Source organism: Butyricicoccus sp. AM27-36 (assembly GCF_003480945.1).
GTDB lineage: Bacteria > Bacillota > Clostridia > Oscillospirales > Butyricicoccaceae > Agathobaculum > Agathobaculum butyriciproducens.
Genome location: NZ_QUJR01000024.1, coordinates 1 through 1033, shown reverse-complemented (window position 1 = coordinate 1033; position 1033 = coordinate 1). Strand labels below are relative to the sequence as shown.

The following is a 1033-nucleotide window of genomic DNA, read 5'->3' as shown; positions in this document are numbered from 1 at the left end:
CCTTATACTTGACGGAAAAAGGTAAAAAAAACTCATTGATAAGATTAGCGGTCAAGGCGAGAGGGAGTGAGGTGTAAAAAGACTATGGCAAAATACACCAAAAGGAGAGATAAAAGAGGGTATGAGTGGAAGTCTGCTTATCGGGAGAAAGAAGCCCTTATGCTGGAGAGGGGATACCTGGAAGTAAGTCCTCATGATTTCTATCGGGAGTTGTTTCCGGCTGGCAGTCTCCAGCAAGAGCCGGAGGACGGAAAAGGCAATATTATAGCGACACAGATTAGACCGTCCGGTAGGGGAAGAACCCGGCAGTGGGTAATTGATGATAGTCTGAAAATGCTGGATAAGGTCATAGGGGATAGGTTTGGGCTGATACCGCCTATTAGTTTTTACGGAAAGTCACACACGAAAGAGAACGCTCATGAGCTGTTTGCGGTGGTGGTGGATGTGGACTATGTAGGCAAACAGCAGTTAAAGAACCTGTTAAAGCAGTTTGGGAATGGTGTGCAGCTTCGTCCGACTTATCTTGTCAGCTCCGGCAAGGGGGTACATCTTTACTATTTCTTGCAGGAGCAGGTTCAGTTGTATCGAAACAGGGAAGAAGTGCTTGCGGAGCTAAAAGAAGCTCTTATCCGGCGGCTATGGAATGATACTAGCTCTATCCGTCCGGACAGCCCGGATATAACCGGTATTTATCAAGGTTTCCGGTGTGTGGGGAGTCAGTCGAAGCTGGGTGCAGATTTCCCAGTAAAAGCCTATAAGCTGTCAGAGAACCGTTACACACTGGAGGATATAAAAGCCAGCATACCGAGCTGTAAGGTAGACCTTGCTCCGTTGTATGAGAAGCCGAGAAGAAAAAGTACCGTTACGCTGGAAGAAGCAAAGGAGCTGTACCCGGAATGGTATGAGAAGCGGATCGTGCAGGGAGAGCCGAAGCAGAAAAGTAAGAAGCAGGGCGGTACGTGGGTATGTAATGAAGCTTTATATGAATGGTGGAAACGGAAAATAACCGAGGAAGTGAAAGCTGGAGGGCGTT

1 pseudogene is annotated in these 1033 nt (G+C 47.5%); it reads left to right on the top strand.

What is annotated here, in order from left to right:
- Positions 1-84: 84 nt before the first annotated feature.
- A pseudogene (locus DW724_RS15110) lies at positions 85-1033 on the top strand (hypothetical protein); the annotation flags it as partial.